This is a genomic window from Klebsiella aerogenes KCTC 2190 (genome assembly GCF_000215745.1).
Lineage (GTDB): Bacteria > Pseudomonadota > Gammaproteobacteria > Enterobacterales > Enterobacteriaceae > Klebsiella > Klebsiella aerogenes.
On record NC_015663.1, the window covers coordinates 3,964,556 to 3,980,230 of the forward strand.

At 54.9% G+C, this 15,675-nt stretch carries 15 protein-coding genes and 1 pseudogene; 11 read left to right on the plus strand and 5 right to left on the minus strand.

Features of this window, described 5'->3' with window-relative positions:
- Positions 1 to 37: 37 nt before the first annotated feature.
- The gene (locus tag EAE_RS18675; protein WP_015366766.1) at positions 38 to 310 is read right to left on the minus strand and encodes a DUF1161 domain-containing protein; all 273 of its coding nucleotides are present in this window, start codon (positions 308 to 310) and stop codon (positions 38 to 40) included.
- Positions 311 to 413: 103 nt separating this feature from the next.
- On the opposite strand from EAE_RS18675, the gene EAE_RS18680 reads away from it, so the two are divergent.
- Positions 414 to 1,124, plus strand: a complete 711-nt coding sequence (locus EAE_RS18680; RefSeq protein ID WP_015366765.1) for a YnfC family lipoprotein — start codon at positions 414 to 416, stop codon at positions 1,122 to 1,124.
- Here the strand turns inward: EAE_RS18680 and speG are convergent.
- Both speG and EAE_RS18690 read right to left on the minus strand, forming a co-directional pair.
- A complete protein-coding gene (gene speG / locus EAE_RS18685) occupies positions 1,118 to 1,678 on the minus strand; it encodes a spermidine N1-acetyltransferase (protein WP_015366764.1) in 561 nt (186 codons plus the stop codon). The two genes, EAE_RS18680 and speG, sit on opposite strands and share 7 nt — an antisense overlap.
- A 57-nt stretch (positions 1,679 to 1,735) precedes the next feature.
- Complete coding sequence (locus tag EAE_RS18690) at positions 1,736 to 2,077, minus strand: DUF1283 family protein (RefSeq protein WP_015366763.1); 342 nt, start codon at positions 2,075 to 2,077, stop codon at positions 1,736 to 1,738.
- Between the two features lie 86 nt (positions 2,078 to 2,163).
- Between EAE_RS18690 and EAE_RS18695 the strand changes: the two are divergent.
- The 7 genes and pseudogenes from EAE_RS18695 (at position 2,164) to EAE_RS18725 (ending at position 10,132) form a co-directional block, all read left to right on the plus strand.
- Positions 2,164 to 2,552 (plus strand): annotated as a pseudogene (locus EAE_RS18695) (YnfA family protein).
- A gap of 132 nt (positions 2,553 to 2,684) precedes the next feature.
- Positions 2,685 to 3,968 carry an MFS transporter gene (locus EAE_RS18700; protein WP_015705295.1) on the plus strand — a complete coding sequence of 428 codons (1,284 nt, stop codon included), beginning with the start codon at positions 2,685 to 2,687 and terminating at the stop codon, positions 3,966 to 3,968.
- Positions 3,969 to 4,110: 142 nt separating this feature from the next.
- Positions 4,111 to 5,325, plus strand: coding sequence for a D-mannonate dehydratase ManD (manD, locus tag EAE_RS18705; RefSeq protein ID WP_015705296.1), 1,215 nt, complete (start codon positions 4,111 to 4,113; stop codon positions 5,323 to 5,325).
- 10 nt (positions 5,326 to 5,335) lie between these two features.
- Positions 5,336 to 6,355, plus strand: a complete 1,020-nt coding sequence (locus EAE_RS18710; protein ID WP_015705297.1) for a Zn-dependent oxidoreductase — start codon at positions 5,336 to 5,338, stop codon at positions 6,353 to 6,355.
- A 42-nt stretch (positions 6,356 to 6,397) separates the two neighbouring features.
- Positions 6,398 to 7,780, plus strand: coding sequence for an MFS transporter (locus EAE_RS18715; RefSeq protein ID WP_047079452.1), 1,383 nt, complete (start codon positions 6,398 to 6,400; stop codon positions 7,778 to 7,780).
- A gap of 207 nt (positions 7,781 to 7,987) precedes the next feature.
- Positions 7,988 to 9,451, plus strand: a complete 1,464-nt coding sequence (locus tag EAE_RS18720) for a mannitol dehydrogenase family protein (RefSeq protein ID WP_015705299.1) — start codon at positions 7,988 to 7,990, stop codon at positions 9,449 to 9,451.
- A 249-nt stretch (positions 9,452 to 9,700) separates the two neighbouring features.
- Entirely contained in the window at positions 9,701 to 10,132 is a 432-nt protein-coding gene (locus EAE_RS18725) for a universal stress protein (RefSeq protein ID WP_015366755.1), read from the plus strand.
- A 45-nt stretch (positions 10,133 to 10,177) separates the two neighbouring features.
- On the opposite strand, the gene EAE_RS18730 is transcribed toward EAE_RS18725, so the two are convergent.
- Positions 10,178 to 10,864, minus strand: coding sequence for a GntR family transcriptional regulator (locus tag EAE_RS18730; protein WP_015366754.1), 687 nt, complete (start codon positions 10,862 to 10,864; stop codon positions 10,178 to 10,180).
- Between the two features lie 93 nt (positions 10,865 to 10,957).
- Positions 10,958 to 11,707: a bifunctional NADP-dependent 3-hydroxy acid dehydrogenase/3-hydroxypropionate dehydrogenase YdfG gene (gene ydfG, locus EAE_RS18735; protein WP_015366753.1), complete on the minus strand. Its 750-nt coding sequence runs from the start codon at positions 11,705 to 11,707 to the stop codon at positions 10,958 to 10,960.
- 172 nt (positions 11,708 to 11,879) lie between these two features.
- On the opposite strand from ydfG, the gene dcp reads away from it, so the two are divergent.
- The 3 genes from dcp (at position 11,880) to EAE_RS18750 (ending at position 15,674) form a co-directional block, all read left to right on the plus strand.
- The gene (gene dcp, locus EAE_RS18740) at positions 11,880 to 13,919 is read left to right on the plus strand and encodes a peptidyl-dipeptidase Dcp (protein ID WP_015705300.1); all 2,040 of its coding nucleotides are present in this window, start codon (positions 11,880 to 11,882) and stop codon (positions 13,917 to 13,919) included.
- 354 nt (positions 13,920 to 14,273) lie between these two features.
- Positions 14,274 to 14,534, plus strand: a complete 261-nt coding sequence (locus EAE_RS18745; protein WP_015705301.1) for a hypothetical protein — start codon at positions 14,274 to 14,276, stop codon at positions 14,532 to 14,534.
- A gap of 24 nt (positions 14,535 to 14,558) precedes the next feature.
- On the plus strand, positions 14,559 to 15,674 hold the full coding sequence (locus EAE_RS18750; protein ID WP_015366748.1) for an AAA family ATPase: 1,116 nt from the start codon (positions 14,559 to 14,561) through the stop codon (positions 15,672 to 15,674).
- Position 15,675: the final 1 nt, after the last annotated feature.

The window sequence follows — 15,675 nt, forward strand, 5'->3', positions numbered from 1 at the left end:
TCAACCAGAGATAAGATCCTTCACTCGAAAGCGGCGGTTATTGCCCGTCTGAATCGGTGGCCGCCGCGTCGCCGTTGCGGGTATAGATTATCTTGAAGGTGTCGTTAGCGCAGTGGCCCACCACCTGAGCGCCGGGTTGGTCAGGCTGATCGTTCGGTACAATGGCCAGGCTAAAACCAGAAGCCGGAACGCCGTTGTTGATGATCTTTTGCTGGATCTCGCCTTTTACCCGCTCGCAGGAGTCCGGCGCTGCCAGTGCGGATGCCGAACTCAGCAGCAGGGCCGCGCACAACCATGAGGATAGTTTCATCATAAGCTCCTTATTGATGTCATCCAGTTTTAAGCATAGCAGAATTGGTGTAAACAATTGTATTTGCTAAAATGATTGGAATGTTCCCAAAAAGGTAGCGGCTGTGAATAAACTGTTTTTGCTGATCCCGGCGGCGTTGCTGCTCAGCGCCTGCGATAAGCCGTCAGCGCCGGCGGCGTTTACCCCGGAGATGGCCAGTTTTTCCAATGAGTTCGAGTTCGATCCGCTGCGCGGCCCGGTTAAAACCTTTACTCAGATCCTGTTCGACGACCAGGGCGAAATGGTGAAACGGGTGCGTGCCCAGGTGTCGGCAGAAGGCTGTTTTGATCTGCTGGATTTTACCGACCTCGAAAACAAAACCGGCGCGACGCTGGTACTTGACGCGAATTACTATCTGGATGCGCAAACGCAGGAGAAACGCCTGCGGCTGCAGGGGAAATGCCAGCTCGCCGAGATGCCGGCGGCGGGCGTCAGCTGGGAGACCGATGACAACGGCTTTGTGGTGACGGCTCGCGGGAAAGAGAGTACTTCCAGCTATCGCTACGACAGCGAAGGTTATCCGCTGGGCAAAACCACCACCGCGAAAGATGAGCGCTTCAGCGTCGTATCGACGCCATCTACCGATCCGCGTAAAAAGCTTGATTACAGCGCGGTGAGCGTATTTAACGACCGCGCGTTAGGCAAGGTCAATCAAACCTGCGACTATGACGATCACGACAACCCGATCCGCTGCGAGATGCAGGTTGTTGATGAAAGCGTCCAGCCGGCGGTGACGCGACACTACAGCATCAAAAACAGTATCGACTACTACTGAGCGGTGGGCTTGAGTAGCGTCTGGCCTTGAGGACGATGTTTCTCAAGGTACTGATGCTGGAACAGGCACATGCGAATGGTATTGCGGTATTCGCCGTTGATAAAGAACTCGTGAATCAGCTCGCCTTCGACCATGAAACCGAGTTTGCGGTAGATATGGATCGCTTTTTCGTTTTCTTTATCAACAATCAGATACAGCTTATACAAATTGAGAACGGTAAAGCCGTAGTCCATTGCCAGCTTAGCGGCGCGCGTCGCCAGCCCTTTGCCCTGATATTCCGGGGAGATGATAATCTGGAACTCGGCGCGACGGTGAACGTGGTTTATCTCCACCAGTTCAACCAGCCCGGCTTTTTCGCCATCGCATTCGATAACGAAACGGCGTTCACTTTGATCGTGAATGTGTTTGTCGTAAAGGTCAGAGAGTTCGACGAAGGCCTCGTAAGGTTCTTCAAACCAGTAACGCATTACGCTGGCGTTATTATCAAGCTGGTGGACGAAGCGTAGGTCTTCGCGCTCAAGCGGGCGGAGTTTGACGTGAGGGGCGTCAGACATGGGAAATCCTGTGTGCATGAATAGAAATAGAGGATGGCGCCCACGGGCGCCGGGGAATTATGGCGTAATAACGCGACCGGTACGGCGGTCAAGACAGCGCAGGGTGTTAGGTTCCCAGTAGGCGTTGACGTTGGCGCTCTTCTGGCAGTTATCCTGCGCATCGAAGGCGACGTCGGTTTTGTCCCACTCTTTCTCCGCGCGTTTATTCACCTTCTGCCGTAGCGAGCGGGTATCGTTCCACTGCTCTTTTTCCATTGCGGCTTGCTGACGGCTCTGCGCGCTGTCGCCGGACTCGATCACCAGTTTGTCGGTTTGCGCGAAGGACGAAGCGGTATAGACCATTGCGCTTGCCGCCAGCAGGGCGGTCAGGCACCAGCGTTTATTGCGTGTCATTTTCATCACGATTTCCTTTGAGTGATAAAAAGGGTTAACCAGTTGGACAAGTTTACTACAACTCGCTACCCGCGCCTACCGGACAAAATGGCATGGGTGCCTGCGCATTATCGCGTACACTAGTGCAACAAATTGTCTCATTTACCAAATTTTAATGCTGAAAACCACGTTACTTTTCTTTGCTACCGCGCTGTGTGAAATCATCGGCTGTTACCTGCCGTGGCTATGGCTGAAGCGGGGCGGTTCGCCGCTGTTGTTGATCCCGACTGCGATGGCGCTGGCGATGTTCGTCTGGCTACTGACCCTGCACCCGGAGGCCAGCGGCAGAGTGTATGCCGCTTATGGCGGCGTCTACGTCTGCACCGCGCTGCTGTGGCTGCGTTTCGTCGATGGTGTGAAGCTAAGCCACTTTGACTGGGCGGGGGCGGCGATTGCGCTATGCGGCATGTTGATCATCGTTGCAGGCTGGGGGCGGGCTTAACGTCGCGCATCAGGATAAAAAATCGCCCTTTGTGATCTTCCACGCTAATTTTAACCTTGATTCTTGTATGGTAGCCGACTAGTTGCCTTACTTACTCTAACCGCATCATGCTGTTTATCGTAAGAGGCAATTATGGCTACACAAACCCTTGCCAGCGAAGCTGGCGCCAAACCCGTGCGCATTGGCCGGGTGCAAAAAGTCACCCTGACGCTGCTGTTTATCGCCGGTATCGTCAACTTCCTCGATCGTTCGTCATTAAGCGTCGCCGGTGAGGCTATTCGCGGCGATCTCGGGCTCAGCGCGACCGAATTTGGCGTACTGCTCTCCGCCTTCTCGCTATCATATGGTTTCGCGCAGCTGCCCTCGGGGATTTTGCTCGACCGCTTCGGCCCGCGGATCGTATTGGGGGCGGGGCTGATTTTCTGGTCGCTGATGCAGGCGCTGACCGGGGTAGTGAACTCCTTTAGCCATTTTATTTTACTGCGCATTGGCCTCGGAATTGGCGAAGCGCCGTTTATGCCGGCGGGGGTAAAATCCATTACCGACTGGTACGTACAAAAAGAGCGCGGCACCGCGGTCGGCATTTTTAACTCGTCAACGGTGCTTGGCCAGGCGATTGCGCCGCCAGCGCTGGTGCTGATGCAGATAGCCTGGGGCTGGCGCACCATGTTCGTGGTTATCGGCCTTGCGGGGATCGTTGTGGGCCTGTGCTGGTACGCGTGGTATCGCAACCGCGCGCAATTCGATCTGCAGCAGGAGGAGCGCCAGTATCTGGCGGCGCCGGAAAAAGCGCGCCCAACGCTGGTATTCAGCGAGTGGCTGGCGTTGTTCAAACGGCGCACCACCTGGGGCATGATTTTAGGCTTCTCCGGGGTTAACTATACCGGCTGGCTGTATATCGCGTGGCTGCCGGGTTATCTGCAGGCGCAGCAGGGATTGAGCCTTGCGAAAACCGGCTGGGTGGCGGCGATCCCGTTCCTGGCCGCGGCGGTGGGCATGTGGGTCAATGGGCTGGTGGTCGATGCGCTGGCGCGCCGCGGTTACGATCTGGCAAAAACGCGCAAAACGGCCATTGTGGTTGGCCTGACGCTTTCTGCGCTCGGCACGCTGCTGGTGGTGCAATCAAACTCGCCGACCCAGGCGGTGGCGTTTATCTCCATGGCACTATTCTGCGTCCACTTTGCCGGGACCTCGGCCTGGGGGCTGGTACAGGTGATGGTCAGCGAGAATAAAGTCGCGTCGGTGGCGGCGATTCAGAACTTCGGCAGCTTTGTTTTCGCCTCTTTTGCACCGGTCGTCACCGGTTGGGTGGTGGATACCACGCACTCCTTCAACCTGGCCTTGGTTATCGCCGCCTGCGTGACCTTTGCCGGCGCGCTGTGTTATTTCTTCATCGTAAAAGACCGCATCAATTAATCGCTAACGGGGGGCGCCAGGCGCCCCCCGCAACCACATCCGTTTGTGATCCTTCGCATCTTTTTTAAATATCATACTTGTATGGTAGTAGGTCTGGTGATTTAATTTTGATCACTAACCGCACAGATGTAAGGAATTACCCATGAAGATCGTTGCCGCCGACGTGTTCGTTACCTGTCCAGGGCGTAACTTCGTCACCTTAAAAATCACCACCGATGAAGGGATTGTCGGCCTCGGTGATGCCACGCTAAACGGCCGTGAATTGTCGGTCGCCTCATACCTGAAAGATCACCTTTGTCCGCAGCTGATTGGCCGTGATGCTCACCGCATCGAAGATATCTGGCAGTTCTTCTACAAAGGCGCTTACTGGCGCCGCGGCCCGGTGACCATGTCGGCGATTTCCGCCGTTGATATGGCGCTGTGGGATATCAAAGCCAAAGCCGCCGGAATGCCGCTTTACCAACTGCTGGGCGGCGCCTCGCGCGAAGGGGTGATGGTCTACTGCCACACCACCGGTCATTCCATTGATGAAGTGCTGGACGACTACGCCCGCCATCAGGAAATGGGTTTTAAGGCGATCCGCGTGCAGTGCGGTATTCCGGGGATGAAAACCACCTACGGCATGGCCAAGGGCAAAGGTCAGGCATACGAGCCGGCGACCAAAGGCGTGTGGCCGGAAGAACAGCTGTGGTCAACGGAAAAATATCTCCATTTTACCCCGCGGCTGTTTGCCGCCGTGCGCGAAAGATTTGGCTTTAACGAGCACCTGCTACACGACATGCACCATCGCCTGACGCCGATCGAGGCGGCGCGCTTTGGTAAAAGCATTGAGGAGTATCGCCTGTTCTGGATGGAAGATCCGACCCCGGCAGAGAATCAGGCGTGCTTCCGCTTAATCCGCCAGCATACCGTCACGCCGATTGCCGTCGGCGAAGTCTTTAATAGCATCTGGGATTGCAAACAGCTGATTGAAGAGCAGCTCATTGATTATATCCGCACCACCATTACCCACGCTGGCGGGATCAGCGGAATGCGGCGCATCGCCGATTTTGCTTCGTTGTACCAGGTACGCACCGGTTCTCACGGGCCGTCAGATCTCTCTCCGGTATGTATGGCGGCGGCGCTGCATTTCGACCTGTGGGTGCCAAATTTCGGTGTACAGGAGTACATGGGCTATTCCGAACAGATGCTGGAGGTCTTCCCGCATAGCTGGCGTTTTGACAATGGCTATATGCATCCGGGCGATAAACCGGGGCTGGGCATCGAATTCGACGAGAAGCTGGCGGCGAAATATCCCTATGAACCCGCCTGTCTGCCGGTGGCGCGCCTCGAAGATGGCACGCTGTGGAATTGGTAAGGAGAGAAAAATGAAAAGTATTGTTATCCAACAGCCAAACGCGCTGGCGATTGAAGAACGGCCGCTGCCGCAGCCGGGAAATGGAGAAGTGCGGGTAAAGGTGAAACTGGCGGGAATTTGCGGCTCAGATAGCCACATCTATCGTGGACATAACCCGTTCGCCAAATATCCCCGGGTCATCGGCCACGAGTTTTTCGGCGTGATTGATGCCGTGGGCGAGGGGGTGACGGATAAAGTCGTGGGCCAGCGGGTGACGGTTGATCCGGTTATCAGCTGCGGCCACTGTTATCCCTGTTCGGTCGGTAAGCCCAACGTCTGCGCTTCGCTGGTGGTGCTGGGCGTCCATCGCGATGGCGGTTTTAGCGAATACGCGGTGGTACCGGCCAAAAATGCCTGGCCGGTGCCGGAGAACGTGAGCGACCATCATGCGGTAATGGTTGAGCCCTTTACCATTGCGGCGAATGTCACCGGGCAGGCTAAACCACGCGAACAGGATATCGCGCTGGTCTACGGTGCTGGGCCGATGGGGCTGACCACCATTCAGGTGCTCAAGCGCGTCTATAACGTGCGGCAGGTCATCGTTGCCGATCAGATCCCCGAGCGGCTGCAGATGGCGCAGCAAAACGGCGCCGACTTGACCATCAATAATAAGGAACAGCCGCTGGCGCAGGCGCTGGAAGCGCAGGGTATCCGGCCGACGCTGATTATCGACGCCGCCTGCCATCCGGCGATTTTCGCAGAGGCCATCGCACTGGCCTCGCCGGCGGGCAGGATCGTATTGATGGGCTTTTCTACCGAACCTTCAATGGTGGCGCAGCAGGGGATCACCGGCAAAGAGCTCACTATTTATTCTTCCAGACTCAATGCCAATAAATTCCCGCTGGTTCTTGAATGGTTGGCAAACGGATTAATAAATCCGGAGCGGCTCATCACCCATCAGTTTGCCTTTGAGGATGTTGTCGATGCCATGACGTTATTTGAAGAAGATCGCAAGCATTGTTGTAAGGTGTTATTAACCTTCAACGCATAAATATAAATAACCTCGCTGTATCCTACTTTAGAGATTATTATTATGACGACAGCTAAAAAAGAGAGAAGCACCTCGGATCTAATTCGCGCCGCGGTATCCGGTTGGCTTGGCACGGCACTGGAGTTTATGGATTTTCAGCTTTATTCTTTAGGCGCCGCGCTGGTCTTTCATGAAATATTTTTCCCGGAGCAGTCGGCGGCTATGGCGCTGATATTAGCGATGGGAACCTATGGCGCAGGATATATTGCGCGGATCGTTGGCGCTTTCATATTTGGTAAAATGGGGGACCGCATCGGGCGTAAAAAGGTTCTGTTTATTACCATCACCATGATGGGAATTTGTACCACGTTGATCGGCGTTTTACCTACCTACGCGCAGATTGGCATTTTTGCACCGGTGTTACTGGTGACCCTGCGTATTATCCAGGGGCTGGGGGCGGGCGCCGAAATTTCTGGCGCCGGTACCATGCTGGCGGAGTATGCGCCAAAAGGCAAACGCGGCATCATCTCTTCTCTGGTGGCGATGGGCACCAACTGCGGGACGCTGAGCGCCACGGCCATCTGGGCGATAATGTTCTTCCTGCTCGATCGCGAACAACTCATCGCCTGGGGCTGGCGTATTCCGTTCCTCGCGAGCGTCGTGGTAATGATCTTTGCTATCTGGCTGCGTTTGAATCTGAAAGAAAGCCCGGTATTTGAACAGGTCAACGAAGCCGATGAAATTCAGGCTAAAGCCGCCGCCGCGCAAAACACGTTCGGTGCGATGTTAAAAAGTAAATCATTCTGGCTGGCGACCGGTTTACGCTTTGGACAGGCCGGTAATTCCGGTTTGTTGCAAACATTTCTCGCGGGATATCTGGTACAGACTCTATTATTTGATAAAGCGATTCCGACCGATGCCTTAATGATTAGCTCAGTGATTGGTTTTATTACTATTCCGCTGTTAGGTTGGTTGTCAGATAAAGTTGGGCGCCGTTTGCCTTATATTATCGTGAATATTTCGGCCATTATTCTGGCCTGGCCGATGCTGGCCATTATTGTCGATAAAAGCTATAGCGCCAGCACAATTATGCTATCGCTGATTGTCATTCATAACGTGGCGGTGCTGGGCTTGTTCGCGCTGGAAAATATTACTATGGCGGAAATGTTCGGATCGCGTAATCGTTTCACCAGAATGGCTATCTCAAAAGAGGCCGGCGGTCTGGTGGCGGTGGGATTCGGGCCGGTGCTGGCCGGTATCTTCTGTAACGTAACCGGTTCGTGGTGGCCGATTGTCGCGATGCTGGTCTGCTATTCAGCTATCGGTCTCATCTCGTCCTTGCTGATGCCGGAAGTGTGCGACCGTGACCTGAGTCTGGACCACGATGCGGCGGACGCCGGTACGCGCCAGGCGCTAAACGCGAATGGCCAATACGCGAAATCCTAATCTCATCGTTAACGCTATCCAGCCGGGTTCATTCCCGGCTCATTCCCACCATTGCGCGCAGGATCACGAAACGCGACAGCGTCGGATCTTCTTGTATGGTAGTTGATGGAAATCAAAGATGTCATACCAATTGCGTGCGATGGTTTACCTCACCAAAACATTCTGTTTGAGAATGATTTATCAGTCATCATAAAAATGAGAGACACCATGGAAAACACGCTTTTAAACGCCAGGGCAACGCTTCCTTCTTACGATCGCAGCAAGCTGGTTTCTCGCATCGTTCATCTCGGTTTTGGGGCTTTTCACCGCGCCCATCAGGCGGTGTATGCCGATATCCTTGCTGCCGAACACGGCAGCGACTGGGGCTATACCGAAGTGAACCTTATTGGCGGCGAGCAGCAGATTGCCGATTTGCAACAGCAGGACTTGCTCTATACGGTGGCTGAAATGTCCGCCGATGCCTGGACCGCGCGCGTCGTCGGCGTGGTGAAGCAGGCGATGCATGCGCAGGTCGATGGCCTGGAAAGCGTGTTGGAGAAAATGTGCGAACCGCAGGTGGCGATTGTCTCGCTGACTATCACCGAAAAAGGCTACTGCCACTCTCCGGCCACCGGCCAGCTGCAGCTCGATAACCCGCTGATTGCCGCCGATCTGCAAACTCCACACCAGCCGAAATCGGCGCCGGGCGTGGTGGTAGAAGCGCTGGCGCGCCGTCGCGCCGCCGGTCTACCGGCTTTCAGCGTGATGTCCTGCGATAATATGCCGGAAAACGGCCACGTAATGCGCAACGTAGTTTGTGCGTATGCCCGCGCCGTTGATGACGAACTGGCGCAGTGGATTGAGCAGAACGTGACGTTCCCTTCCACAATGGTCGACCGCATCGTTCCGGCCGTGACCGCAGATACGCTGGATAAAATTGAACAACTCACCGGGGTGCGCGATCCGGCTGGTGTGGCCTGTGAACCGTTCCGCCAGTGGGTTATCGAAGATAACTTCGTGGCTGGTCGTCCGCAGTGGGAGAAAGCCGGTGCGGAGCTGGTCACTGACGTGGTGCCGTTTGAAGAGATGAAGCTGCGTATGCTCAACGGCAGCCACTCGTTCCTTGCTTATCTGGGCTATCTCGCCGGTTATCAGCATATCAATGATTGCATGCAGGATGATAACTACCGCCGCGCCGCGCAGGCGTTAATGTTGCAAGAGCAAGCGCCGACGCTAAAAGTACAGGGCGTCGATCTGGCGCGTTATGCCGGTTTGCTTATTGAGCGTTATAGCAATCCGGCGCTTAAGCATCGCACCTGGCAGATTGCGATGGACGGTAGTCAGAAACTCCCGCAGCGTATGCTTGATTCCGTGCGCTGGCACCTGGCGCATCACAGTGATTTCAGCCTGCTGGCGCTGGGTATTGCCGGCTGGATGCGCTACGTGAGCGGCGTCGATGATCAGGGGCAGGCGATTGAAATCAGCGATCCGCTGCTGCCGGTAATTCAACAGGCGGTGCAGGGCAGTAAAGAGGGTAGCGAACGCGTGCAGGCGCTGCTGGGTATTAAGGCCATTTTCGGCGATAGCCTGCCGCAGGAAGCGCGTTTTGTCGATGCGGTGACGGCGGCGTATCTCTCTTTACAGATTCACGGCGCGAAGGCGACCGTTGCCGAATGGGCTAAAGCCCAGTAAAAAACCATCATTCCATTAGTAGCCCGGCAACGTATAGCGTGCCGGGCTATTTTTGTATTAGCAATACGAATACCTTTTGATATTTCCCGCCTGTACATCACTCTAAAAATCTATAATTAATTATACATTTCTGAAATTTATTTTTATCTCTGAAGTATTTATTTGGGTGATTGATCGTATTCCCATACGTTTAAATATGGCAGAATAAAATCATCCCAACGGTTTCTTCAGGACTAAGGAGCTCAGGCTATGTACAAAAAAATACTGTTGCCGGTCGATGTTTTTGAAATGGATTTAAGCGATAAGGCCGTTCGTCACGCCGATTTTTTAGCATCTGCCGAAGAGGGTGAAATCACGTTGCTGAACGTGCTGCCTAACAGCACCAGTTCTTTGCTGCGCGGCTTTACGGCGGATATTCGTAAATTTGAAGCCTATATGAAAGAGGAGTCGGAAAAGAAAATGCGCGATCTCTCGCGGTTGTTTTCTACCCCGGCTTCGCGGATCCATACCCACATTGTTTTTGGTAATGTGCGTGATGAAATATTAGCGCTGAGCGAAAAAGAAAAGTTTGACGTTATCGTTATTGGCTCACGTAAACCGGGTATTTCAACCCACCTTCTTGGTTCAAACGCTGAATCCGTTTTACGCTATGCCAACGTTCCGGTGTTAGTGGTGCGGTAATCTATTTTACGGCAGCTGACGCAACGTTGGCTGCCGCTTATCCCATTATTCTTCGCTGAACCACTCGCTATTTTCCTGACGAATTAACAATACCGACTCGCTAATCTCATGCAGGTGGATATTCATCGCCTGTTCGACGGCATCAAGATCGCGTTTTTCCAGCGCATGAAAAATATCGAGATGCTGACGCAGCAGCATATCCGGCGGGGTCACGTGATCGAGACTCATATAACGAACCCGGTCGATGGTCGCTTTAATATTTTCAATGGTGTCCCACGCCAGCTGGCAGTCGGCGATAAGAGACAATTTCTGGTGAAATTCGTCATCGAGCTGGAAAAAATCATTGAGCTGCTGACGCTCTACCGCCACCCGCTGCTGGTTGAGGTTTTGCTCCAGCTGATAGAGCTGTTCATCGTTGATCATCGAACCTGCGCGGCGTACTACCGCGCACTCAATGGCCTGACGCACGAAACAGCCGTTGCGTACCTGGGTCATCGAGATTTTATTCACATAACTGCCGCGCTGTGGGCGGATCTGAATCAGCCCGTTTTCCGCCAATTTGATAAAGGCTTCGCGTACCGGCTGGCGAGAGACATCAAATCGCACCGACACCTCTTTCTCCGACAACGGCGTTCCCGGCGGGATCAGGCAATGGACAATATCCCGGCGAAGGATGCGATAGATTTGCTGATTGACGGGCTGGGTCGGATTCAGTTGCGTTTCTGCGGCCATTGATGATTACTTTTTAATGGGTTATGAGCATTATTTTACTCGTTTTTTACCGTTCCGCCCAGACCTGGCCCGCAGGCCAGGCCGCAGAGGACGTTAGCCCTGACGATGGACGCTGAGACCGGCAAAGCTCTGGCTGACCGGCATCATTTCCAGCGTGTTAATGTTGACGTGTTTCGGTAGATTCGCGACCCACCACACCGCTTCGGTGACATCTTCCGGCGTCAGCGCCTGGGTGTTCTCATACGTTTTACCGGCTTTCGCATCGTCGCCTTTAAAACGTACGTTGGAGAACTCGGTGCCGCCAACCAGGCCCGGCTCGACATCGGTGACGCGAATCGCAGTGCCGTGCAAATCGGTGCGTAGATTCAGGCTGAACTGGCGCACGAACGCTTTGGTCGCGCCGTAGACGTTACCGCCAGCGTAGGGCCAACTGCCGGCGGTCGAACCGATATTAATAATATGGCCGCGATTACGCTCAACCATCCCCGGCAGCACCGCGCGGGTCATGTAAACCAGGCCTTTATTGTTGGTATCGATCATGTCTTCCCAATCTTCAACGCTGGCGCGATGGGCGGGTTCCAGACCTAACGCCAGGCCGGCGTTGTTCACCAGGACGTCGATAGCCTGCCACTGTGCAGGCAACCCGGCGATCATCTCTTCGATGGCGGCGCGATTACGCACATCGAGTTGCGCGGTATACAGGTTATCGCCAAGCTCCTCTTTGAGCGCCTTCAGGCGTTCTTCACGACGCCCGGTGGCGATTACTTTGTGGCCGTTAGCAATAAAACGACGAGTAATACATTCGCCAAATCCAGCAGTTGCACCAGTCACCAGAATAATCATCTTACTGTTCCTCAACGCTTTTTGTGTTGTCATAACATAGCACGCGATAACGCCGCGCGGTAAAGGAAAATCGTATCGTCATCTGTTGGTATAACGCGCTGGCAGGATAAATCATTGCGACCAATCAACGAGTTGCCTAATCTTAGTGGATACCCGCGTTCAGGAGAGAATGATGACGGACAATAATCCCTTTTTACACGTCAGCCTACTGCCGTACCAGGCGCCGCATTTTGATTTGATTGAAGATAGTCATTATCGCCCGGCTTTTGATGAGGGCGTACGGCGCCAGCGCGAGGAGATCGCGGCGATAATCAATAACCCGGCGCCGGCGGATTTTGACAATACCCTGGTCGCGCTGGAGCAGAGCGGTCAGTTGCTGGGGCGGGTGACCCGGGTCTTTTTCGCGATGGCCGGGGCGAATACCAATCCGCTGATACAGCAACTGGACGAACAGTTTTCCGCTGAGCTCGCCGAGCTTGGCAACGATATCTGGCTCAACGATGCGCTGTACCAGCGAGTCAAACAGGTTTGGCAGCAGCGCGACGCCCTGAGTCTGGATCCGGAGTCGCGTCGTCTGCTCGAGGTGAGCTGGCAGCGTTTTCAGCTGGCGGGAGCCGCGTTGGCGCAAGAGCAGAAAACCGCGCTAAAAGCATTGAATACCGAGGAGGCGTTGCTGCAAAGTCAGTTCCAGCAGCGTCTGCTGGCGGCAGTGAAGTCCGGCGGTCTGGTTGTTGATTATCTACACCAGCTTGACGGACTGGCCGCGGATGAGATTGCCGCCGCCGCCGATGCCGCGCGCGACAAAGGCCTGCACGACCGTTGGCTGCTGGCGCTGACCAATACCACCCAGCAACCGGCGCTGCAGGCACTTGCCGATCGCCAGACCCGGCACAATTTGTTCGCCGCGGGCTGGACGCGTAACCAGAAGGGCGATGCCAACGACACCCGTGAACTGGTTTTGCGGCTGGCGGAAATCCGCGCGCGTAAGGCCGAATTGCTGGGCGTCGCCGATTACGCGAGCTGGTCGATGGCCGATCAAATGGCGAAAACGCCGTCTGAGGCGCTTGCCTTTATGCGCCGCATCGCGCCTGCGGCCCGCCGACGCGCCGAACAGGAGCTTGCCGACATCCAGCAGGTTATTGATGAAGAGGGCGGTGATTTTCAGGCCGCGGCCTGGGACTGGTTATATTACGGCGAGCAGGTGCGGCGCGCTAAATTCGCCATCGATGAAGCGCAGCTAAAACCCTATTTCGCTCTGGACCGGGTGCTGGAAGATGGCGTTTTCTGGACCGCCTCCCAACTGTTTGGCATCCGTTTTGTCGAACGTTTTGATATTCCGCTTTACCATCCCGATGTGCGGGTCTGGGAAATCTTTGATGCCAACGGCGAAGGCATGGCGCTGTTTTACGGCGATTATTTCTCGCGTGATAGCAAAAGCGGCGGCGCCTGGATGGACGTATTTGTCGAGCAATCGACGCTGCGTGGCCAGCGTCCGGTGATTTACAACGTTTGCAACTACCAGAAACCAAAAGCCGGCGGCTGCGCGCTGCTATCCTGGGATGACGTCATCACGCTGTTCCACGAGTTTGGCCATGCGCTGCACGGCCTGTTCGCTAACCAGCGTTATGCGAGCCTTTCAGGCACCAATACGCCGCGCGATTTCGTCGAATTTCCGTCGCAGATTTACGAACATTGGGCCCGCGAGCCGCAGGTCTTCGCCCATTATGCGAAGCACTACCAGACCGGCGAAGCCATGCCGGACGATCTGCGAGACAGCATGTTCCGCGCCTCAACGTTCAATAAGGGTTATGACATGAGCGAACTGCTGGCGGCGGCGCTGCTGGACATGCACTGGCACAGCGTCACCCCGCAGGGGCTGCCGCAGGATGTCGATGCTTTCGAACAGCAGTCTCTGCGCGAGGAGCAGATGGATCTGGCGGCGGTTCCGCCGCGCTATCGCAGCAGCTATTTCTCACATATTTTCGGCGGCGGTTATGCGGCGGGCTATTATGCCTATCTGTGGACGCAAATGCTTGCCGACGACGGTTATCAGTGGTTTGTCGAGCAGGGGGGATTAACCCGGGAAAACGGTCAACGTTTCCGCGAGGCGATCTTATCGCGCGGTAACAGCTGCGATCTCGAAGCGCTGTATCGCGACTGGCGCGGGCACGATCCGCTGATCGAGCCGATGTTGAAAAATCGCGGTTTGTAGATACTGTGCTACCCGCCGCCGGCAGGGTTTTTCCCGGCGGCGGCGCATTGCGCCTTGTTCGGGCAACCAAAACGCACGGCATGCTACTGTCACCAATGTACATTTTGCGACCATTCTCAACGCCCGGAGCAACAAATAAGAGTTGTTAAGATTCACAATTCCACTTTTTTCCTTCATCATTTGTCGGCCTTTACTACTAATAATGCGTACTTACAAAGTGCAATTTGTTTTTTTTATATTCCTGGCCGCTATGAACTATAAAAAAGTACTTACGATGATGTTTTTTCCTGCGGCGCTTGGGCGTGGCCAGGGACTTGTTCAATGACATTTTTGACCCCACTCGGGAGGAACACAGTGCACCCGTTAATTAAGGTCATGCTGGTGGGCGGCAAAGCAGATGGTCTGCTGGTCAGCGTCGCCGACACCGCGACGGAAGTTTCCGTCACGCCTGCGCAGTACGGCGCGCCATCCGGGCTTCCGCTGAACTACCGGGTGGTGTCGCAGGTTATTGATAATGAACGCCTGTTTTTCGGCGTGTTTAGTGATACACACCTGGATGCCGATAAGCTCGCCAGAGTCGCGCTGACGCGCGGGATGAAAAAATCGCTCAGTTGAGCGTCGGCACGCCTGAGGAATGGCATGATTAACCGTATTCGTATCAATAATTTCCGTTCAGTCAGAGCGATTGAACTGGAACTGGGGCCGCTGAATATTGTGTTTGGCCCTAACGGTTGCGGAAAATCGAATATCTACAAAGCAATCCATCTGTTAACCGCCTCGGCTAACGGCCAGTTCTCCAGCTATGTCAGCGAGGAGGGCGGGCTGGAGAACATCATGTGGTCAGGCAAGCAGGCGCCGACCGACCGCCACCCACGGCGTCTGCAAATCGCCTGCCTGACCGATGAATTTGAATATGAACTGCAGGTCGGGTTTCCGGAAAAACTGCCGTATCCGACGCAATTCATGCTCGATCCGATCGTTAAAGAAGAGAATATCTGGCTGTCGGGCTTTAACCGCCGGCCATCATCGCGTGTACTGCAGCGGAAAAACCAGGCGGCGTTCCTGGTCGATGTCAATGGTGAAAAAAGTACCTTCACCGATACCATTTACGAAAACGAGTCCATCTTCGGCCAGCTTGGCGAGCCGCATCGTTTTCCGGAAGTGTCGCGCGTGCGGGAGACCATGCGCCGTTGGCGTTTTTACCATGAGTTTGCCATCGGCAGGCTTTCACCGCTGCGCCAGCCGACGGTCGGCTACCGTTCGCCGGTGCTCGATAGCGATGGCGGCAATCTGGCGGCGGCATTTCAGACTATCGTCGAAATTGGCGCTGAGGAGTTGCTGCATGAAATCCTCGGCGAAGCGTTCCCCGACTGTACCTTTTTCTGTGAGAACGACAACTCGCGGTTCGTGATGAAGATGCGCCGGGAGGGGATTTATCGGCCTCTGCTGGCGGCGGAGATGTCTGACGGTACCCTGCGTTTTTTATGCCTGGCGGTTGCCTTACTCAGCCCACGACCACCGGCCTTTCTCGCCATTAATGAGCCGGAAAACAGCCTGCATCGTCAGATGTTCCCGGCGCTGGCGCGACTGATTGTCGAAGCATCACGCTATAGCCAGATCTGGCTCACCAGCCACTCGGCGGAACTGGCGCAATTGATCTCGGCGCGTGCGCAGAGCCGCATCTACGAATTGGAAAATAACGGTGGGCAAACGCAAATTAAAGCGGCGTTGCCGTCATCCCTGACGGAACGTTAAT

What these genes read in the sequence shown, in the direction of transcription:
- EAE_RS18725 (WP_015366755.1), top strand. Translation starts at nt 9,701, where the DNA reads ATGTACAAAAAAATACTGTTGCCGGTCGATGTTTTTGAAATGGATTTA.
- EAE_RS18690 (WP_015366763.1), bottom strand. Translation starts at nt 2,077, where the DNA reads ATGAAAATGACACGCAATAAACGCTGGTGCCTGACCGCCCTGCTGGCG.
- EAE_RS18710 (WP_015705297.1), top strand. Translation starts at nt 5,336, where the DNA reads ATGAAAAGTATTGTTATCCAACAGCCAAACGCGCTGGCGATTGAAGAA.
- speG (WP_015366764.1), bottom strand. Translation starts at nt 1,678, where the DNA reads ATGTCTGACGCCCCTCACGTCAAACTCCGCCCGCTTGAGCGCGAAGAC.
- EAE_RS18675 (WP_015366766.1), bottom strand. Translation starts at nt 310, where the DNA reads ATGAAACTATCCTCATGGTTGTGCGCGGCCCTGCTGCTGAGTTCGGCA.
- EAE_RS18750 (WP_015366748.1), top strand. Translation starts at nt 14,559, where the DNA reads ATGATTAACCGTATTCGTATCAATAATTTCCGTTCAGTCAGAGCGATT.
- EAE_RS18730 (WP_015366754.1), bottom strand. Translation starts at nt 10,864, where the DNA reads ATGGCCGCAGAAACGCAACTGAATCCGACCCAGCCCGTCAATCAGCAA.
- dcp (WP_015705300.1), top strand. Translation starts at nt 11,880, where the DNA reads ATGACGGACAATAATCCCTTTTTACACGTCAGCCTACTGCCGTACCAG.
- EAE_RS18700 (WP_015705295.1), top strand. Translation starts at nt 2,685, where the DNA reads ATGGCTACACAAACCCTTGCCAGCGAAGCTGGCGCCAAACCCGTGCGC.
- EAE_RS18715 (WP_047079452.1), top strand. Translation starts at nt 6,398, where the DNA reads ATGACGACAGCTAAAAAAGAGAGAAGCACCTCGGATCTAATTCGCGCC.
- EAE_RS18720 (WP_015705299.1), top strand. Translation starts at nt 7,988, where the DNA reads ATGGAAAACACGCTTTTAAACGCCAGGGCAACGCTTCCTTCTTACGAT.
- ydfG (WP_015366753.1), bottom strand. Translation starts at nt 11,707, where the DNA reads ATGATTATTCTGGTGACTGGTGCAACTGCTGGATTTGGCGAATGTATT.
- manD (WP_015705296.1), top strand. Translation starts at nt 4,111, where the DNA reads ATGAAGATCGTTGCCGCCGACGTGTTCGTTACCTGTCCAGGGCGTAAC.